The sequence below is a fragment of the Nocardia sp. BSTN01 genome (assembly GCF_015354405.1).
In the GTDB taxonomy this organism is placed as follows: domain Bacteria; phylum Actinomycetota; class Actinomycetes; order Mycobacteriales; family Mycobacteriaceae; genus Nocardia.
Window position 1 is genome coordinate 194,717 of record NZ_JADKYP010000007.1, and the last position, 15,296, is coordinate 210,012.

14 protein-coding genes are annotated in these 15,296 nt (G+C 63.6%); 4 read left to right on the forward strand and 10 right to left on the reverse strand.

What is annotated here, in order from left to right:
* Nucleotides 1-2 precede the first annotated feature (2 nt).
* The 3 genes from IRT45_RS09525 to IRT45_RS09535 are packed head-to-tail and all read right to left on the reverse strand — an operon-like array spanning nucleotide 3 to nucleotide 2,808.
* A complete protein-coding gene (locus IRT45_RS09525) occupies nucleotides 3-1,028 on the reverse strand; it encodes an NAD(P)-dependent alcohol dehydrogenase (RefSeq protein WP_194805506.1) in 1,026 nt (341 codons plus the stop codon).
* Nucleotides 1,025-1,768, reverse strand: coding sequence for an iron-sulfur cluster assembly protein (locus IRT45_RS09530; protein WP_194805507.1), 744 nt, complete (start codon nucleotides 1,766-1,768; stop codon nucleotides 1,025-1,027). The genes IRT45_RS09525 and IRT45_RS09530 overlap by 4 nt, the downstream gene beginning before the upstream one ends.
* The gene (locus tag IRT45_RS09535) at nucleotides 1,765-2,808 is read right to left on the reverse strand and encodes an amidohydrolase family protein (RefSeq protein WP_194805508.1); all 1,044 of its coding nucleotides are present in this window, start codon (nucleotides 2,806-2,808) and stop codon (nucleotides 1,765-1,767) included. Before IRT45_RS09535 ends, IRT45_RS09530 begins: the two co-directional genes overlap by 4 nt.
* A 24-nt stretch (nucleotides 2,809-2,832) precedes the next feature.
* Here IRT45_RS09535 and IRT45_RS37465 point away from each other — a divergent pair, with 24 nt between their 5' ends.
* Nucleotides 2,833-2,964 carry a hypothetical protein gene (locus tag IRT45_RS37465; protein WP_255535554.1) on the forward strand — a complete coding sequence of 44 codons (132 nt, stop codon included), beginning with the start codon at nucleotides 2,833-2,835 and terminating at the stop codon, nucleotides 2,962-2,964.
* On the opposite strand, the gene mimD is transcribed toward IRT45_RS37465, so the two are convergent.
* The 5 genes from mimD to katG all read right to left on the reverse strand — a co-directional run bounded on the left by mimD (nucleotide 2,958) and on the right by katG (nucleotide 9,781).
* Nucleotides 2,958-3,299 carry a propane 2-monooxygenase effector subunit MimD gene (gene mimD, locus IRT45_RS09540; RefSeq protein WP_194805509.1) on the reverse strand — a complete coding sequence of 114 codons (342 nt, stop codon included), beginning with the start codon at nucleotides 3,297-3,299 and terminating at the stop codon, nucleotides 2,958-2,960. The two genes, IRT45_RS37465 and mimD, sit on opposite strands and share 7 nt — an antisense overlap.
* Entirely contained in the window at nucleotides 3,296-4,402 is a 1,107-nt protein-coding gene (locus IRT45_RS09545) for an aromatic/alkene monooxygenase hydroxylase subunit beta (protein WP_194805510.1), read from the reverse strand. The genes mimD and IRT45_RS09545 overlap by 4 nt, the downstream gene beginning before the upstream one ends.
* A gap of 50 nt (nucleotides 4,403-4,452) precedes the next feature.
* Complete coding sequence (locus IRT45_RS09550) at nucleotides 4,453-5,496, reverse strand: 2Fe-2S iron-sulfur cluster-binding protein (RefSeq protein WP_194805511.1); 1,044 nt, start codon at nucleotides 5,494-5,496, stop codon at nucleotides 4,453-4,455.
* Between the two features lie 85 nt (nucleotides 5,497-5,581).
* Nucleotides 5,582-7,216: a methane monooxygenase gene (locus IRT45_RS09555; protein WP_194805512.1), complete on the reverse strand. Its 1,635-nt coding sequence runs from the start codon at nucleotides 7,214-7,216 to the stop codon at nucleotides 5,582-5,584.
* Nucleotides 7,217-7,546: 330 nt separating this feature from the next.
* Nucleotides 7,547-9,781, reverse strand: coding sequence for a catalase/peroxidase HPI (gene katG, locus IRT45_RS09560; protein WP_309240870.1), 2,235 nt, complete (start codon nucleotides 9,779-9,781; stop codon nucleotides 7,547-7,549).
* Nucleotides 9,782-11,635: 1,854 nt separating this feature from the next.
* On the opposite strand from katG, the gene IRT45_RS37635 reads away from it, so the two are divergent.
* Nucleotides 11,636-11,773: a helix-turn-helix domain-containing protein gene (locus IRT45_RS37635; protein WP_305082301.1), complete on the forward strand. Its 138-nt coding sequence runs from the start codon at nucleotides 11,636-11,638 to the stop codon at nucleotides 11,771-11,773.
* Nucleotides 11,774-11,830: 57 nt separating this feature from the next.
* On the opposite strand, the gene IRT45_RS09570 is transcribed toward IRT45_RS37635, so the two are convergent.
* Entirely contained in the window at nucleotides 11,831-12,328 is a 498-nt protein-coding gene (locus tag IRT45_RS09570) for a MerR family transcriptional regulator (protein ID WP_228534048.1), read from the reverse strand.
* A 76-nt stretch (nucleotides 12,329-12,404) separates the two neighbouring features.
* On the opposite strand from IRT45_RS09570, the gene IRT45_RS09575 reads away from it, so the two are divergent.
* A complete protein-coding gene (locus IRT45_RS09575) occupies nucleotides 12,405-13,322 on the forward strand; it encodes an oxidoreductase (RefSeq protein ID WP_194805515.1) in 918 nt (305 codons plus the stop codon).
* 41 nt (nucleotides 13,323-13,363) lie between these two features.
* The gene (locus IRT45_RS09580; RefSeq protein ID WP_194805516.1) at nucleotides 13,364-13,801 is read left to right on the forward strand and encodes a nitroreductase/quinone reductase family protein; all 438 of its coding nucleotides are present in this window, start codon (nucleotides 13,364-13,366) and stop codon (nucleotides 13,799-13,801) included.
* Between the two features lie 140 nt (nucleotides 13,802-13,941).
* Here IRT45_RS09580 and IRT45_RS09585 read toward each other — a convergent pair whose 3' ends face one another.
* On the reverse strand, nucleotides 13,942-15,225 hold the full coding sequence (locus IRT45_RS09585; protein WP_194805517.1) for an NADH:flavin oxidoreductase/NADH oxidase family protein: 1,284 nt from the start codon (nucleotides 15,223-15,225) through the stop codon (nucleotides 13,942-13,944).
* Nucleotides 15,226-15,296 lie beyond the last annotated feature (71 nt).

The window sequence follows — 15,296 nt, forward strand, 5'->3', positions numbered from 1 at the left end:
CGTTACGGGACGAGAATCGCGCGGCCACGGACGCGGCCGGCGTCGAGATCGTCGAGTGCTTGCTGGAAGCTTTCGAGGGGATATTTGGTGGTGTGCAGCGTGACTTTGCCTTGGGCGGCAAGGGTCATCAGTTCGCGCAGATCGTTGTAGGAGCCCACGAGATTTCCGATGAAATTGATCTCGGTGGAAATCACGTCGATCGTCGGAACATCGATGTTCTCGCCGTAGCCGACGACGTAGTAGTTACCGGCACGGCGCAGCATCGCGATGCCCTCCCGCGTCGCGCCGCCCTCGCCGACGAAGTCGATCACCGCTTCGGCACCGTGCCCCGCGGTCAGATCGAGCACCTGCTGGACATGAGTGCCGTCGGCGACGATGCCCCGATCCGCGCCGATCTGTTCCGCCAGCGCGACGGCGTCCGGATTGCGGTCGAGGACGACCACGGTGACACCGGAAATCGCCTTCAGCACCTGAATACCGATGTGGCCCAGTCCGCCCGCGCCGATCACCACGCACACATCGCCCGGTCGAGTCGTCTTCGCGACCTTGGCGACGGCGTGGTAGGCCGTCAGCCCCGCGTCGGCGAGCGCGGCGACATCGGCGGGCTCGAGCGAGTCGTCGATGCGAACCACACTGCGGGCGGTGGTGCGCAAGTATTCCGCGTAGCCGCCGTCGACGTCGATGCCGGGGAATTTGCTGTTCTCACAGTGCACGTCGTCACCGAACCGGCACGCGCGGCACAGTCCGCAGGTGATCAGCGGGTGCAGGATGACCTTGTCTCCCACTGCGACATTGGTGACGGCGTCACCGGTCGCCGCCACCCATCCGGCATTCTCGTGCCCGATGGTGTACGGCAGTCCTACGCCGCTCTTCTCTTCCCACTGTCCTTCGAGAATATGCAGGTCGGTACGGCACACACCGGCGCCACCGATTCGCACGATCACATCCAGCGGCCCCTCGACCGTCGGCTGGGGGACCTCGGTCAGCTGCAATTTGGTGTGGTATCCGACCACCTGGACGGCCTTCATCGGGAGCTCCTTGTTCTCACGTCGTGAATTCGAGGTGTGCCGTCGACGGATTCGCTGCCGGCATAGCGGGTGGCGAGCAGACCACGGCAGAAGTGGGCGTTGCCTTCCATCGAAATGCGCACGGATTTGGCGAAACGAAGCCGCATCGGCACCTGTTCGGGCAGCAGGCGCCTTCCGGCGTCGTCGACGACGACCCGGCTGGCCGGGCACATGCTCAACCCGATGCGCATCCGGCGCCGCAACAGCGCCTCTTTCTCCTTGCCGGGCGCCAGATCTCCCAGAGTCAGTTTGTGCAGGTCGTCGACGGAAAGATCGGAGTGTTTCAGGTGCGCCTCGACGCACCGTTCCATCGCGGCCGCATGTGCCTTGACCAGGAATGTCCTGCGCAGTTCGTGCAGACTCTCTTCCGCCTCGACACCGAACGTCCCGACATAGCCGGCATCGGCCGCCAGGCCCGCATTGATCTTGTCGCTGTCGTGGTGGTCGTCGAGCAATACCCGCACCTCGCCGGCACCGTCGACCATTCGCAGCGCGTCCAGGGCGTCCGCCGCCATCAGATAGGCGAAGTTCGGCGAGCAGAATGCGGTGGGCAATCGCAGGTGCACAACGACTCCCGCATCGTCGATCGTCATCGAGCGGACGAACCCGAGTTCTGTTATCGGAGCGTCCAATTCGGGATCGAGGACGGTCGACAGCGCCGCCACCAGGTCCTGTTCGGTACAGAGAGCAGGGGCGGTCATGACAACACCTTTTCCGGCTCCGCCACCCCGGTGACCGCCCCATCGGCCGGCGCCGGCGCGAGGCGCGACTGCGCGGGGACCTCGATGTCGTACAGTGCCGCCGCGTTCAGGCCGAGAATCTTCTTCTTCTGGTCGACGGTGATCGGCGGATACTCGCCCTGCATATCCTCCGGAATCTGGAAGTCGACGAATTCCTCCACCAACCACTTCGGGGTCCACAGCGCGTAATCGCTGCCGAACAGGATCTTGTCCTCTTTGATCCAATACAGCAGTTCCCCGATGATCTGAGCGAAGTACCGCGGCCGGGTGTGGATGAACGGCAGCGCCACAGCCAACCCGCCGTACACGTTGGACTCCTGGGTGGCGATCCAGCAGAAGTCCTCCAACCTCGGCAGCCCGACGTGCTCGACGACGAAGTTGAGCTCCAGATAGTCGGTGGCGACCTTGTCGATATCGGCGACGTCGAACGCGTCGCGGTCCAGCGGACGAATCGTCGGTCCCTTGTGGACGTGAATATTCTTGATTCCCAGATCGATACATTCTTCGAGATACCGTCGCGACCACGGTTCGTCGAGCTTGTAGCCACGCGAGTCGCCGTGCCATTCCGCGGTGTAGAGCTTGACGCCCTGCAAATTCATCCGCTCGGCGTCCCGGCGGAGTTGTTCCAGCCCGGCCTCACCGTACCGGGGGTCGTAGGCGTGGTTGTAGGTGAGCTTGCCGGGGTGCCGCGCCACCAGCGCGAGCGCCTCTTCGGTTTGCCCGAATCCGTTGCGGTAGAAGTCACTCAGCAGAGTCGCCTGGAAAATCGCGTGGTCGACGTATCCGTCCTCGAAGATGTCGCGCTCGAAGCGTTCGCTGCCGTAATAGGTATACGTGTCGTAATCCCATACGACCTCCGCCGGACTGAGGTTCCGGTGGTAGTCGTAGAAGCAGTCGATGAACTCCTTGCCGTGCACATTCTTATGGTTCGACTCACGGCCGTCCCAGATGTGCACGTGCCCGTCGACGATGAAGTACTTTTCGCCGTTCTTCTCATACATGGTGGAAACTCCGGATTTCTTCGATTGCGTTGCCGCACAGGCTGGTTCACCGGCGGACAGGACTTCGAGCGAGTGATGGTCGGCTACCTGCGGCCCACCGGCGCCGCCGCCACGAATCTCGGCGGCGCCGGTGGTGTCGCCCGGCGTCCCTACTGAACGCTGAGGTCGAAACCGATGTATTCGGCCGCGTCCTCGGGGCTGGCGAACAACAGGGTCTTCTCGTCGAGATGCACCATGCGCCCGTAGTGGGTGGAGCTGATCTCCTCGAAGATCGACCCGTCGAACTCCTCACCCAGGGCTTCGCTGAGTTCGGCATAGTCGAAATCGAGCAGCCGCTGACCGTCGACCCGAATCATCGACGGATACTCGGTCAACTCCACGCCGTCCTTGGCTCCCATCACCTCCGCGACGACACGGCCGACCGGAGTGTTCATCAAGGTGACGCCACACATGTTGGAGAACTCGGTGGACGATCCGAATTGCATGCTCACTTCTTCAACTCCTCAGGAATGTCGAGACCGAGCTCGTCGAGCAGGGATGAGAACTTCGCGATGGCGGCGTCCAAACTGGTCGCGAACGTAACCGCCTTCTCGGCCGGCTGTGACCAGATCGGCTGCAGAGCCCGCGCCGCGTCGAGGCACCGCGGCACCCAGATGTCGAGCCAGCCGGCGAACAGCGCCTTGTTCGCCTCACCGAATTCCGGATCGCGAGTCAGCAGCCGGAACAGGTTGCGCGTGTATGCCAGATCACGGTCGTAATCGTGCTCGCCGGTGCCGACGATGGTCGGGGTGATGTAGTCGCCGTTGCCGGCCGCTATCTGCATGATCAATTCACTGCGGAACAGCGTGCCGACCAACTGTTCGAAGACGACGTTCGATCCGAAAAGCAGCTGACACCAATCCCCCACGGCGGTCAGCCGCTCGACGACCTCCCGGGTGGGCTGCCATTCCGGCGCGGACTGCCACACCTGCTTGTGCAGCGAACCGTCGAATTCCTCACTCGCCTCGGACAGGTCGAGGTTGAACAGCGCGAGATCCTGCGCGAAGCGGAGCTTGTGAGCGGCGTTGACGGCCACCGCGGTATTGATCATATTCGTCGGGCACGACCGCTGAATCGACGTGAACACATGCAGCGCCAATCCGTTCTCGGCATGCATCCACGCCCCGAGATTGCGACTGATGAATGTCAGCCACGTCGTATTCCACCCGTCGTAGACACGGGCCCGCTTCGCATTCGACAAACACAACTCGACCTGATGGACCACCTTCGAGTTGTTGCGATAGATCGTCTGGTCCCATTCCTCGTTCGGATCGAGAAAGGCGTGCCAGTTCGACGATTGCGCCGCGGTCCACTCGGGCGGGTATCCGCCGGGGCCGTCGCCGAATCCGTAGATCCAGCCCTGGGACAGGTGGCGCTCGGGGTCGGGCTGCACGTCGACGGTGACGTCCTCGTACATCGTCGACCGCTTCTTGGCCGGCGTGTAATAGGTGAAGGTCCGGCTTCTCGAGCTCGGAAACTCCAGCGCGCCGGCCTCGGAATCGGTGAATTCGATCTTGGGGAAGCTACGCTGCTTGGGCCCTGTGCTTGTCGTCATCTCTTTCTCAGTTCTTGTCGATGGAGGAGGGCTGTCGATTCCTGGGGTGACTAGTCGAATGCGGGGCTGGTGAACTTGTCGTAGAAGATCTGATCGTTCGGGGTGCCGGCGGCGCTGAGTAGTTCCAGCGCGGCATCGACCATCGGCGGGGGACCGCACAAATACGCCTCCGCGCGACCGAGTTCGGGCTCACGCCGGCTGACCACTTCGGTGACGTTGCCCGCTTCGATCTCGATCGGCCCCGTAGGGGGCGAATCCATCGATTCCGAAAGACAGGCAACGAAGACGAAGCCCTCCAGCCGGCTTCCGAGTTCGGCGATCTCCTCGAGATAGAAGAGGTCCGCGGACGTGCGGGCGCCGTAATAGAAGTGCACCGGACGGGTATTGCCCGTCTCGACCAGATGACGAAGCAGCGACAGCAGAGGAGCCATCCCCGCTCCCCCGCCGATGAAAATCATCGGCAGGACGTGGCCGGCCTTGATGGTGAACGACCCGTACGGCCCGGTCAGAGCAATTTCGTGGCCGACATCGATACCGTCGTCGAGCAGACCGGCGAACTTACCACCCGGATATTTCTTGATCAGAAATTCGATGTGCGCGGCCCCGGAGGGGGTCGTGGCCATCGAGAACGAGCGATGTTCTTCTGTCCCAGGGATTTTCAGATCCGAGTACTGGCCGGGTTTGAACTCGTATGCCGCGGGTTCCACCGGCTGCAATCGCAACGACACGATGTCTCTGGTCATCGGTTCGATCGCGATCACCCGAGCGCGCACGTCCTGGATGGGCACCCCGCTCAGGAGTTCGTCCTCGTCGAAATTGAGCAACTCGATCGTGCAATCGCTGTAAGCGGTTGAGCGACAGAGCAATACGTGACCTTCGTCGACTTCGGCATCGTTACACGCGAATGTCGAGTAGTCATCCATCTGGATATCGCCGTCGAGTACGAACGACTTGCACGCCGAGCACCGCCCCTCGCGGCAACCATGCATCAGATGGATGCCTTGCCGAAACGCGGCGTCGAGAATGTACTCGTCTTCATCGACTTCCATCTCGATGTCGACGGGTTCGAAGTGGATACGGTGTTTATCGGCCACGGCGGGCTCTCCTGGGCTGGTGGATCGATGGTGAGTCGGTGAGTGGCGCCGCGGTCACGCAGGACGCCACCCACCGAGCCTGGAATCACGCGGGAACGGTTTTACCCGCGCGATAGGCGGCGACGTGCGCTTCGCGCTCGGCGTCGGACATCTCGTTCAGGAGCACATTCGGGCTCTGGAATGTGTTGCCCCGTACGTCGTCCAGCGTCCACAACTTCTTCGGGTCGTCCAGATCGAGATGCGGCTGACCGACGAGAGTCTTGCCGTCGTCGCGGACGTAGCCGAGGTCGGAGACGATGTCGGCCAGATCCTTGCCGTGGTGCAGCGTCTCCCATTCCCGGAAACCGGTGAGCCGGCCCATATTCGGAGTCGGACGGCCCTGATATTCGCCACGGAAGGCCACCGCGTCGGTCCAGTAGCAGGTTTCCGAACAATAGGTCCGCCACTGATCGTCGACCTTCTCCACCACCATGTCCTCACGAATGAGCGCGGGCACCATGCAGGTCCAGCAGCGGTGCGGGTACTGGTACCCGACCTCCTCGAAGGCGATGGGCTTGTTGCGCCCGGGGTAGGCGAGCCGGTTGTACTCCTCCCACCACTTGCCGTACTTGGAGTACCAGCCGGGGTATTTGTGCTCGAACCACTCGAAGTCCTTGTCGGTCATCGCGTCGATCCGCCAGTAGTTGACCGGCCAGCCGGTGGCGAAGAAGCGAGCGACCTCGTGCACGTATCCCTTGTCCACGATGCGCTTCCACGCTTCTTCGACCAGATCGTGCGGGATCGTCAGACCGTACTTCTCGAGGGGGATGAGGTAGCTGCGGTAGTAGTCGTCGTAGATCCAGCGCCGCCACATCTCGGCGTAGCTCTCACGATCCTTACGCCGATCCTTGGTGCCGTATTCGATGAACGTACCGATCGCCGCGTCGACCACACAGTGGTTGTTCCACCACGCGTAACGCAGATCTCGTTCCAGCAGTGGACGATTTCGCTCGTCGGCCAACGCCATGAGCAGAATCGAGTAGCCGTTGGAGATGTGCCGCGACTCGTCGGACTGCACCGAGTGGAAGACCGTCGGCAGCAAGTAGTCGCCGTTGGCGGCCGCCTCGTCGGGCATGGCCACGAAAAGCGTGTTGGTGAAGGCTGTTTCGGCCACCACGGTCAAGTAGATGTTGGCCGCGGTGATGGCGTCACCGGTGATGAACCCTTCACCGAACTGCCGGCCGATGGTGCCCGCGTAGTTGTTCGCGAACGCCTTCTCGGTCATATCGAACCCGGCGGGGTCGATGTAGTTGTTCATGTACAGCTTCTTGAGGTTCATCTGAATCGTCGAGTGACGAACCTCGTCGATCATCTGCACGGCGAGCCCGTTGTGGATCTCCGGGTTCGGAACCGCGTCGATGGCCATCGGCATGGCACGCGCCGCCGAGATTTCCGGGAACGGAATGATCGACAGGAACAACTTCTGCCATTCCAGCCAGCGCTGCTGCACCTGACGGAACATGTTGCCGCGGATCGCACCGTCCATGGCGCCGTACACGCGGTTGTCCTTCTCCTCCTCCATCGGGAAGTAGGACCGCATGATCTGCTTGAGAGGATCCTTCTTCGGAGCCTTCTCGAAGGTGTAGTCCGTACCGAACCGGGTAGCGGGGGTTGCGAAGGTCGGCTCCCACGACAACTCCGTGATCTTCGCGTGTGCCTTCGTCAGGCTTTGCCTACTCAATGTTCGCCTCCTGGGTCACAGCGTCCGGTGGAAGTACCGGCCGCGGGGACGTTGCGATATCCATTCCAGCGGTTGCGAGGTGTGGCGAGCGTCTCACTCTGAGACGGGGGTCACATTGGAGTCAGCGGTCTCGCCGCGGCCATGCCGTTGGCCACCAACGGAATTCGTTCCACTCGGGATTAATTCGGCATTCCTGACAGCTATCACCGGATCGAGCTCCGTCTCCCACCATTCGCCGGACACCGGCGAGCAGTCGACAGCAGATGCCGCACACGCGAAACCGGTGCCTCACGAACGGATTCGCGAGACACCGGATCGTCTGCTGTCGGATCAGAGCAGGTCGTAACGGTCCAGGTTCATCACCTTGGTCCAGGCGGCGACGAAATCGTCGATGAACTTCCTCTCGTTGTCGTCCTGCCCGTAGACCTCGGCGAGCGCCCGCAGCTCCGAATTCGAGCCGAAGACCAAATCCACACGGCTGCCGGTCCATACGGTCTTGCCGGTCGATCGGTCGTAACCCACGTAGGTCCCGTCCTCGGCTGCCGACGGCTCCCACCGCGTGCCCATGTCCAGTAGGTTCACGAAGAAATCGTTGGTCAGCGCGCCAGGAGCGTCGGTGAAGGCCCCGAGCCGGCTTCCGTTGTAGTTGGCGCCGATCACCCGCAGTCCGCCGACGAGCACCGTCATTTCGGGCGCGGTCAGCGTCAGCAGGTTGGCTCGGTCCACCAACTGATACTCCGACGGCAGGCGGCTGCCCTTACCGACATAGTTGCGGAAGCCGTCCGCCCCCGGCTCGAGCGCCGCGAACGATTCGACATCGGTCTGCTCCTGGGTCGCGTCCGTACGTCCGGGAATGAAGGGCACTTCGATATCGAAACCGGCGTTCCTCGCCGCTTGCTCGATACCGGCGCATCCGCCCAGCACGACCAGGTCGGCGAACGACACCTTCACATCGTCGGTCCGGTCGGCATGGAAGACCGCCTGGATGTCTTCCAGTACGCCGATGACGTAGGCCAGCTCGTCGGGTTCGTTGACCTGCCAGCCGATCTGGGGCTGCAACCGGATACGCCCGCCGTTCGCACCGCCACGCTTGTCGCTGTCGCGGAACGAGGAGGCCGCGGCCCACGCCGTCTTGACGAGCTGTGCGACGCTGAGCCCGGAGGAGAGCAACCGGTTCTTCAGCCGGCCGATATCGTCGGCATCGACCAAGTCGTGCGTTACGGCGGGGACCGGATCCTGCCAGAGCAGCGCCTCGCGCGGAACATGTGGACCCAGGTACCGACCCAGGGGACCCATATCGCGGTGCGTCAGCTTGTACCAGGCTTTGGCGAATTCGTCCGCCAGCTCTTCCGGATGATCCAGCCAGCGGCGAGTGATCTCCCCGTAGATCGGATCGAACCGCACCGAGAGGTCGGTTGTCAGCATCACCGGGGCATGAGTCCTGCCCGGGACATGCGCGTCCGGCACCGCGTCCGCACCGGCACCATCCTTCGGGACCCACTGCTTGGCACCCGCCGGCGAGGTTGTCAGCTCCCATTCATAGCCGTACAGAGTCTCCAGGAAACTGTTGTCCCAACGGGCCGGAGTCGGCGTCCACGCACCTTCGAGCCCGCTCGAAATGGCGTCCTTGCCGACACCGGTGCCGAAGGTGGACCGCCACCCCAATCCCTGGTCCTCCAATGCGGCCCCTTCCGGTTCCGGCCCGACATGTTCGGCAGGACCGGCGCCGTGCGTTTTGCCGAAGGTGTGGCCGCCGACGATGAGCGCCGCGGTCTCCACATCGTTCATGGCCATGCGCCGAAATGTCTCGCGTATACCGTCCGCGGCGAGCAGCGGGTCGGGATTGCCGTTCGGCCCTTCGGGATTGACGTAGATCAGTCCCATTTGCACTGCGGCCAAGGGGGATTCCAGATCACGGTCCTCGGTATGACGCTCATCGGCGAGCCACTGGTGTTCAGGGCCCCAGTAGATATCCTCCTCCGGTTCCCACCGGTCCTCGCGACCGCCGCCGAAGCCGAAGGTCTCGAAACCCATGTCCTCCAAGGCGACGTTACCGGCGTAGACGATGAGATCGGCCCAGGACAGCTTGTTGCCGTACTTCTGCTTGACCGGCCACAGCAGCCGCCGGGCCTTGTCCAGGCCCGCGTTGTCGGGCCAGCTGTTCAGTGGGGCGAAGCGCTGCATGCCCGCCCCGGCTCCGCCGCGCCCGTCGTGGATGCGGTACGTCCCCGAGGCGTGCCAGGCCATCCGGACGAAGAACGGGCCATAGGTCCCGTAGTCGGCAGGCCACCATTCCTGCGAGGTGTGCATGACCTCGATGATGTCGGCCTTGACGGCGTCGAGGTCCAGCGTTCGGAACTCGGCACGGTAGTCGTAGTCGGGACCGAAAGGGCTGATCTCGGCCGGGTTCTTCCGCAGAATCTTCAGATTTATCCGGTTCGGCCACCACGTGCGGGTGGTGTTGCCGCCTTCGGCCGGATGCTCGAGGCGACTCGACAGGACGGGACAGCCGGCGACTGCGGGTTCGGATTGGGCCTCGCCGATGGGCGGGTGTTCCTCGGACACGGCGGTTCCTTTCGTGCGGTGAAGCGAATGTCGGTCGCCGGAGCGATGAATGCCTTTCGCCGCTCGCGCACACGCAACGGCTCGTGGCATGGGCCGGTCCGACCTCGGATGCCGACCGGCACGGACGATCGTGGTCGGCACCGCAGGCACCGAGCGTCTCAAAATGAGATCTGCATCACAGGAAAGCCGGGTAACGTTGTCTCGCGGACCGAAAGACTAGGTGGATCGATGGTGAGCAACGAAGACACCACTTCTCTGCTACAGCGAGCACGGGATCAGTTTTTGAGCTCGGGCGCTGTGGACGACCGACTCATCTCGGGCACTATTCGCAATTCCTGGCAGCGGTCGGTCGAGCTGCGCATCCACCCCGACAGGGTCGAGCTTCCATTCGTTCGTGAACCCGATCTGGAGTCACCTCTGGTGACAGCGGCCGCACCGGTGATTCATCGATTGGCCGACGATCTGGCCACCCAGGCGGTCAGCGTCGTACTCACGTCGGCCGACGGACTCGTTCTCGATCGCATCGCCGCCGACGCCCGCATTCGTGGGGCGCTCGACGCCGTGCAGCTGGCTTCGGGTTACAGCTACGCCGAAAAGTTCGTGGGTACCAACGGTATCGGCACCGCGGCGGAGACCGGACGGCCCACCTACATCCGCGGCGGCGAGCACTATCTCGGCACCCTGGGCCAGCTCGCCTGCGTCGGTGCTCCGATCAGGGATCCGATGTCGAGTCGAGTCGTCGGAATCTTGGATCTCACATGCTGGGCACGTAAGTCCGATCCCGTGCTGGTGGCGCTGGCCAAGACAGCGGGAGCGCAAATCGAGGATCGCCTGCGCGCCCAGGCCACCGAAAGCGAATCCGCGCTGCTGGAAACGTATCTCCAGCAATGCCGGCGATACCCGGGCGGCGTACTCGCGCTAGGCGACGACATCATGTTGATGAATCGCTTCCTACGGCAGTCCCTCGACGCGCTCGATCAGCACGCGATCCTCGAACACGCGACCGATCTCCAGCGCTCGCTGACGAACACCGTGAGCGCCGTCCTGCCGAGCGGATACATCACCAAAGTTATTGTCACCGAACGGATCAGGCCGCGCACCGGTCTCCCGAACATCGTCGCACACGTGACGCTGAGCGACCGTAGCCACAGCAGAGGACAGGTGGTCTCCCGGTCTCCGGGCGTGCCCGGTCTGGCGGGACGGAGCAGTTCGTGGCGCCGGAGCTGCCAGCAAGTGGAACGCTGCTGCGTCGACCGCAGTTGGGTCGTGCTCGACGGGGAAGCCGGCTCGGGCCGTGCCAAGCTGGCGGAGATGGTCGCACGGCACCTGCGCCCGGACCGCACCGTTCGCGTCCTGCGTACCGGCCGATACCTCGGCGCCGAGGACCTGATCGCCGCCTTGGAGGCCGAGGTCGCGAAAGACGATTTCGACATCGTCCTCGCCGATGTCGATGAACTTCCCGGCGGGAGTGTGGAAGCGATTTCCACCATCTTGCAGGCCTGTACCGGGCGCGGGTGGATCGCCGCGACGATCTGCTCGACCACCAAGGCGCCGGAGCTCGAGGCGCAGATACTGCCGATGTTCATGCATACCGTTCCTGTTCCGGCGCTGCGTCACCGAATCGAGGACTTGGACGAGTTGGTGCCGCATCTGCTTCGGGAACTCACCAAGGGCGGCGATATTCGACTCTCCCCCGGAGCACATCGCCAGTTGACCAAACTTCCGTGGCCCGGCAATGTGGCGCAGCTGCGGCACGTTCTCGTCGACACCCTCACGCGCCAGCGTTCCGGCGTCGTCATGCCCGATAAGCTTCCGCCCGAGTGCCATTCGATCACCAGGCGCATACTCACATCGATGGAAGCTCTCGAGCGTGACGCGATCGTGCGCAGCCTCCATGATCACAACGGCGACAAGCAAGCCGCCGCAATCGATCTCGGTATATCCCGCGCCACGATGTATCGAAAGATCAGGCAGTTCGGCATCGCAACCTGATCGCTTCACCGTTGATTCAGATGCTCGGTGACCGGCCGACGCCGCTCATCGCCCGCCTCACCGTGAACTCGTCGACCCGTCCGGCCCCGATGTAGTGGCGGCCGCATCATGGTGGCCGTGCGCGGAACTCCCACGCAGATTGTCGAGAACGCGCCGAGCGTTGGCATCGCATTCGAGGTCCTCGGGCGTGTTCTCGACGTCCGCGATCACACTTTCCAGCCGATCTCGGGCCGCCGCCAGTCGCTGCTGCAATTGTTCTATCGCCGCGGCCTTGGTGCGCAATGTCCCGACCAGGGCCTCCCGATCCCACTTACCCGGCTGCGTCAACGGCAGCAGTGACCGCATTTCCGCAAGGGTGAATCCGGCCAGCTGGGCGTACCCGATGATCTCGAGCCGTTGGACCGCTTGTTCGTCGTACAGCCGGTAACCCGCGTCCGTGCGCCGCGCCGGGCTGATCAAGCCGGCGGTTTCGTAGTACCGAATCCGAGAGGGCGTCATGCCGGCTCGCGCAGCGAGATCGCCGATTTTCATGGAAATCGCTTGACCTTCCACCATGGTTGAAAGTTTAGGCTGGGCGGGCTCTCAACCCTTCACGGTCAACAACTTCGGCTCGACGACACCAGGAAGACCTATGCCATTGTGGACCACCGCCGACATACCGGACCAAACCGGCAGGCTCGCCGTCGTCACGGGTGCAAACTCAGGGCTCGGATTCGAGATCGCCAGGGCGCTGGCCGAGGCGGGCGCGCACGTCGTACTCGCTTGCCGCAACGAAGCGAAGGCGTCCGACGCCGCGAAGTCGATCCGCGACCGACATCCGCGCTCCAGTGTCGAAGTCCGCACGCTCGACCTCGCTGACCTCACCTCCGTCGCGGCGTTCACCGATCAGCTCCTCTCGGAAGGGAGGCCCGTGGATCTGCTGGTCAACAACGCCGGACTGATGGCGATCGATGCTTCGCGTACCGTCGATGGGTACGAAACCCAATTCCAAGTGAATCACCTGGGCCATTTCGCACTCACCGGCAGACTGCTGCCCTTGATGACCGGCCGGCCGGGCTCGCGAGTGGCGACCATGTCGAGTGCCGGACATCGACTCGGCCGACTGGCCGCGGACGACCTCATGTTCGACCGTCGTCCCTATCGCCGATGGGGCGCGTACATGCAAAGCAAGCTCGCCAACATCCTGTTCACACGGGAACTTCAACGCCGTCTGGTCGCGGCCGGAGCCGCAACCATCGCGGTAGCGGCTCACCCGGGCGGCTCACGCACCGATCTCGGATTCGAGGGCACCGCCTTCGTGAACCGCGTTATGCCTGCTGTGATTCCGCTTTTCACGCAATCCGCGGCCGCGGGCGCGCTGCCGATGTTGCGGGCGGCGACCGATCCGGGCGTCCAGGGCGGAGAATATTTCGGTCCCCGGCTTTTCGTCTGGGGCAGTCCCGTCCGGGAGACACCGAGTCGTCGTGCCCGCAATGACCGCGACGCCGAGGTGCTGTGGGATCTGTCGGCCGAACTGACCGGCGTCGCCCCGCTCACTGCCGCATCCTGACCCTATACGGCCGTCCCCAACCACTTTGCCAGGAGGAACTCATGCCACCGAACTTCGCGCTGAAGGCGATGAATACCGCCCATCGCGTGCTGTTGAAAGCGAGCCACGGTCGGTTCGGAAACGAATTCGGCGGAATGCCCTCGCTCGAATTGACCACGATCGGGCGGAAATCGGGGCAGCCGCATGCGGTCATGCTGACCGCTCCGGTCGCACAGGACGGCAGCTTCGTCGTCGTCGCCTCCCGCGGAGGTGATCCTGTGCATCCGGCGTGGTTTCTGAACCTCCGGGAAAATCCGGAGGTGACAGTGTCGGTTCGGAGCGGCCCACAGCAGAGAATGCGAGCAACGATTCTCACATCCGAGCAGCGGGCGCAGCTGTGGCCTGATATCACCCGCCGCTACAGCAACTACGCGGCGTACCAGAAGCGGACCAGCCGAGAAATTCCGCTGGTGCGATTGTCGCCGATCGAATCCCGGTAAGCGAGTTCCGCTCGCCCGACCGGCCGCGTGCCGGCAGGGCGGGCATCGGCGGTGCCCGGAGTTCATGCGGCAGTTCCGGGCGTCCGCCGACCCTACCCGCGCCAGGCTTGTCTACCGCGACAGTCGATCGGCTCGAAATGTCATGAAACGCGCGGGATCGTAGCGATTTTCGCCCCCCGCTCTTCGACCGACCGCGGACCGGACAACCACGCCGAGTACTCCTTCAGATCACGCCGGCGCCGAAGCTGGTCCAGGGCGAACGCGAATCCGGGGAGAACGCCGGGACGAGGCTCGCGCCCCGCGGCGAGGCGGTGCAACTGATATCGCACCTGGGCTATCCGCGCGGCTGAGCCGAGTGCCTTGTCCTTCCATTCGATCGGCTTCAGTTCGGGTGCATCGACCGCGACCACATCTCGCCAGCGCAACGGCAGATCCGGGACGGTGGCGAGCGCTGTCCCCAGGCCCGCTACCGCAATTCCGCGGTCGATGACCTTCTGCGCTACTTCGCGGCGCCGGATACCCCCGGTGAGAATCAACGGCATCTTCGCTACGCCGAGGAGATCTTCGGCGAATTCCAGGAAGTAGGCCTCCCGCGCGAGGGTCCGGTCGTCGGCGGGACGCCCCTGCATGGCCGGGCTTTCGTAACTCCCACCGGACACCTCCACCGCATCGACACCGAGTGTGTTGAGCATGCCGACCAGTCGTACCGCGTCCGATAGGGCGAACCCGCCGCGCTGGAAGTCGGCCGAATTCAGTTTCACCGCCACAGCAAACGACGGACTCACCGATTCACGGATGCCGGTGATGATCCGAGTCAGCGCTCGCGCGCGGTTCTCCAGCGGCCCGCCCCACTCGTCGATACGTCGATTCGTCAACGGGGAAAGAAACTGGGACAGCAGGTAGCCGTGCGCGGCGTGTACCTGGACTCCGTCGAATCCGGCCTGCTCGGCACGCACTGCGGTGGTGACGAACCGGCCGATCACATCTTCGATGTCGGCCTCGGTCATCGGAGTCGGCGCGGCGAATCTCTTCGACTGTGCCCCTACATCCACCGCCACCGCCGAAGGTGCCAGACATACCCCTGGCATATCGGCGTTCGCTTGCCGGCCGGGATGATTGATCTGCATCCATACGTCGGCGTCGCCCGCCTTCGCAGCATCCGCCCACGCCGTGAACGGGCGAAGCGGCGTGTCCTGCGCGAGGACGATTCCGCCCGGACCGGTCAGCGCTCTCGCGTCGACCATGACATTGCCGGTTATGAGCAAGCCGGCTCCCCCGTGGCCCCACCGCCGATACAAGGTCAGGACCCGCTTGTCGGGAAGCTGACCAGGGCCCGCCAGGCCCTCCTCCATCGCGGCCTTGGCGATTCGGTTGGCCAGTATCGAGCCGTTCGGCAGGATCAGAGGCGAAAAAATCGAGGTCATAAGCTGCTTTCTCTGCACCCACATCTCAGGCGACAAGGATCGGACCCTCAGTCAGCGCCGTGAGGTCTGTT

Coding starts and splice junctions, on each gene's coding strand:
- IRT45_RS09585 (WP_194805517.1), bottom strand. CDS start 15,225: ATGACCTCGATTTTTTCGCCTCTGATCCTGCCGAACGGCTCGATACTG.
- IRT45_RS09530 (WP_194805507.1), bottom strand. CDS start 1,768: ATGACCGCCCCTGCTCTCTGTACCGAACAGGACCTGGTGGCGGCGCTG.
- IRT45_RS09535 (WP_194805508.1), bottom strand. CDS start 2,808: ATGTATGAGAAGAACGGCGAAAAGTACTTCATCGTCGACGGGCACGTG.
- IRT45_RS09525 (WP_194805506.1), bottom strand. CDS start 1,028: ATGAAGGCCGTCCAGGTGGTCGGATACCACACCAAATTGCAGCTGACC.
- IRT45_RS09545 (WP_194805510.1), bottom strand. CDS start 4,402: ATGACGACAAGCACAGGGCCCAAGCAGCGTAGCTTCCCCAAGATCGAA.
- IRT45_RS09575 (WP_194805515.1), top strand. CDS start 12,405: ATGCCATTGTGGACCACCGCCGACATACCGGACCAAACCGGCAGGCTC.
- IRT45_RS37635 (WP_305082301.1), top strand. CDS start 11,636: ATGGAAGCTCTCGAGCGTGACGCGATCGTGCGCAGCCTCCATGATCAC.
- IRT45_RS09580 (WP_194805516.1), top strand. CDS start 13,364: ATGCCACCGAACTTCGCGCTGAAGGCGATGAATACCGCCCATCGCGTG.
- IRT45_RS09570 (WP_228534048.1), bottom strand. CDS start 12,328: ATGGTGGAAGGTCAAGCGATTTCCATGAAAATCGGCGATCTCGCTGCG.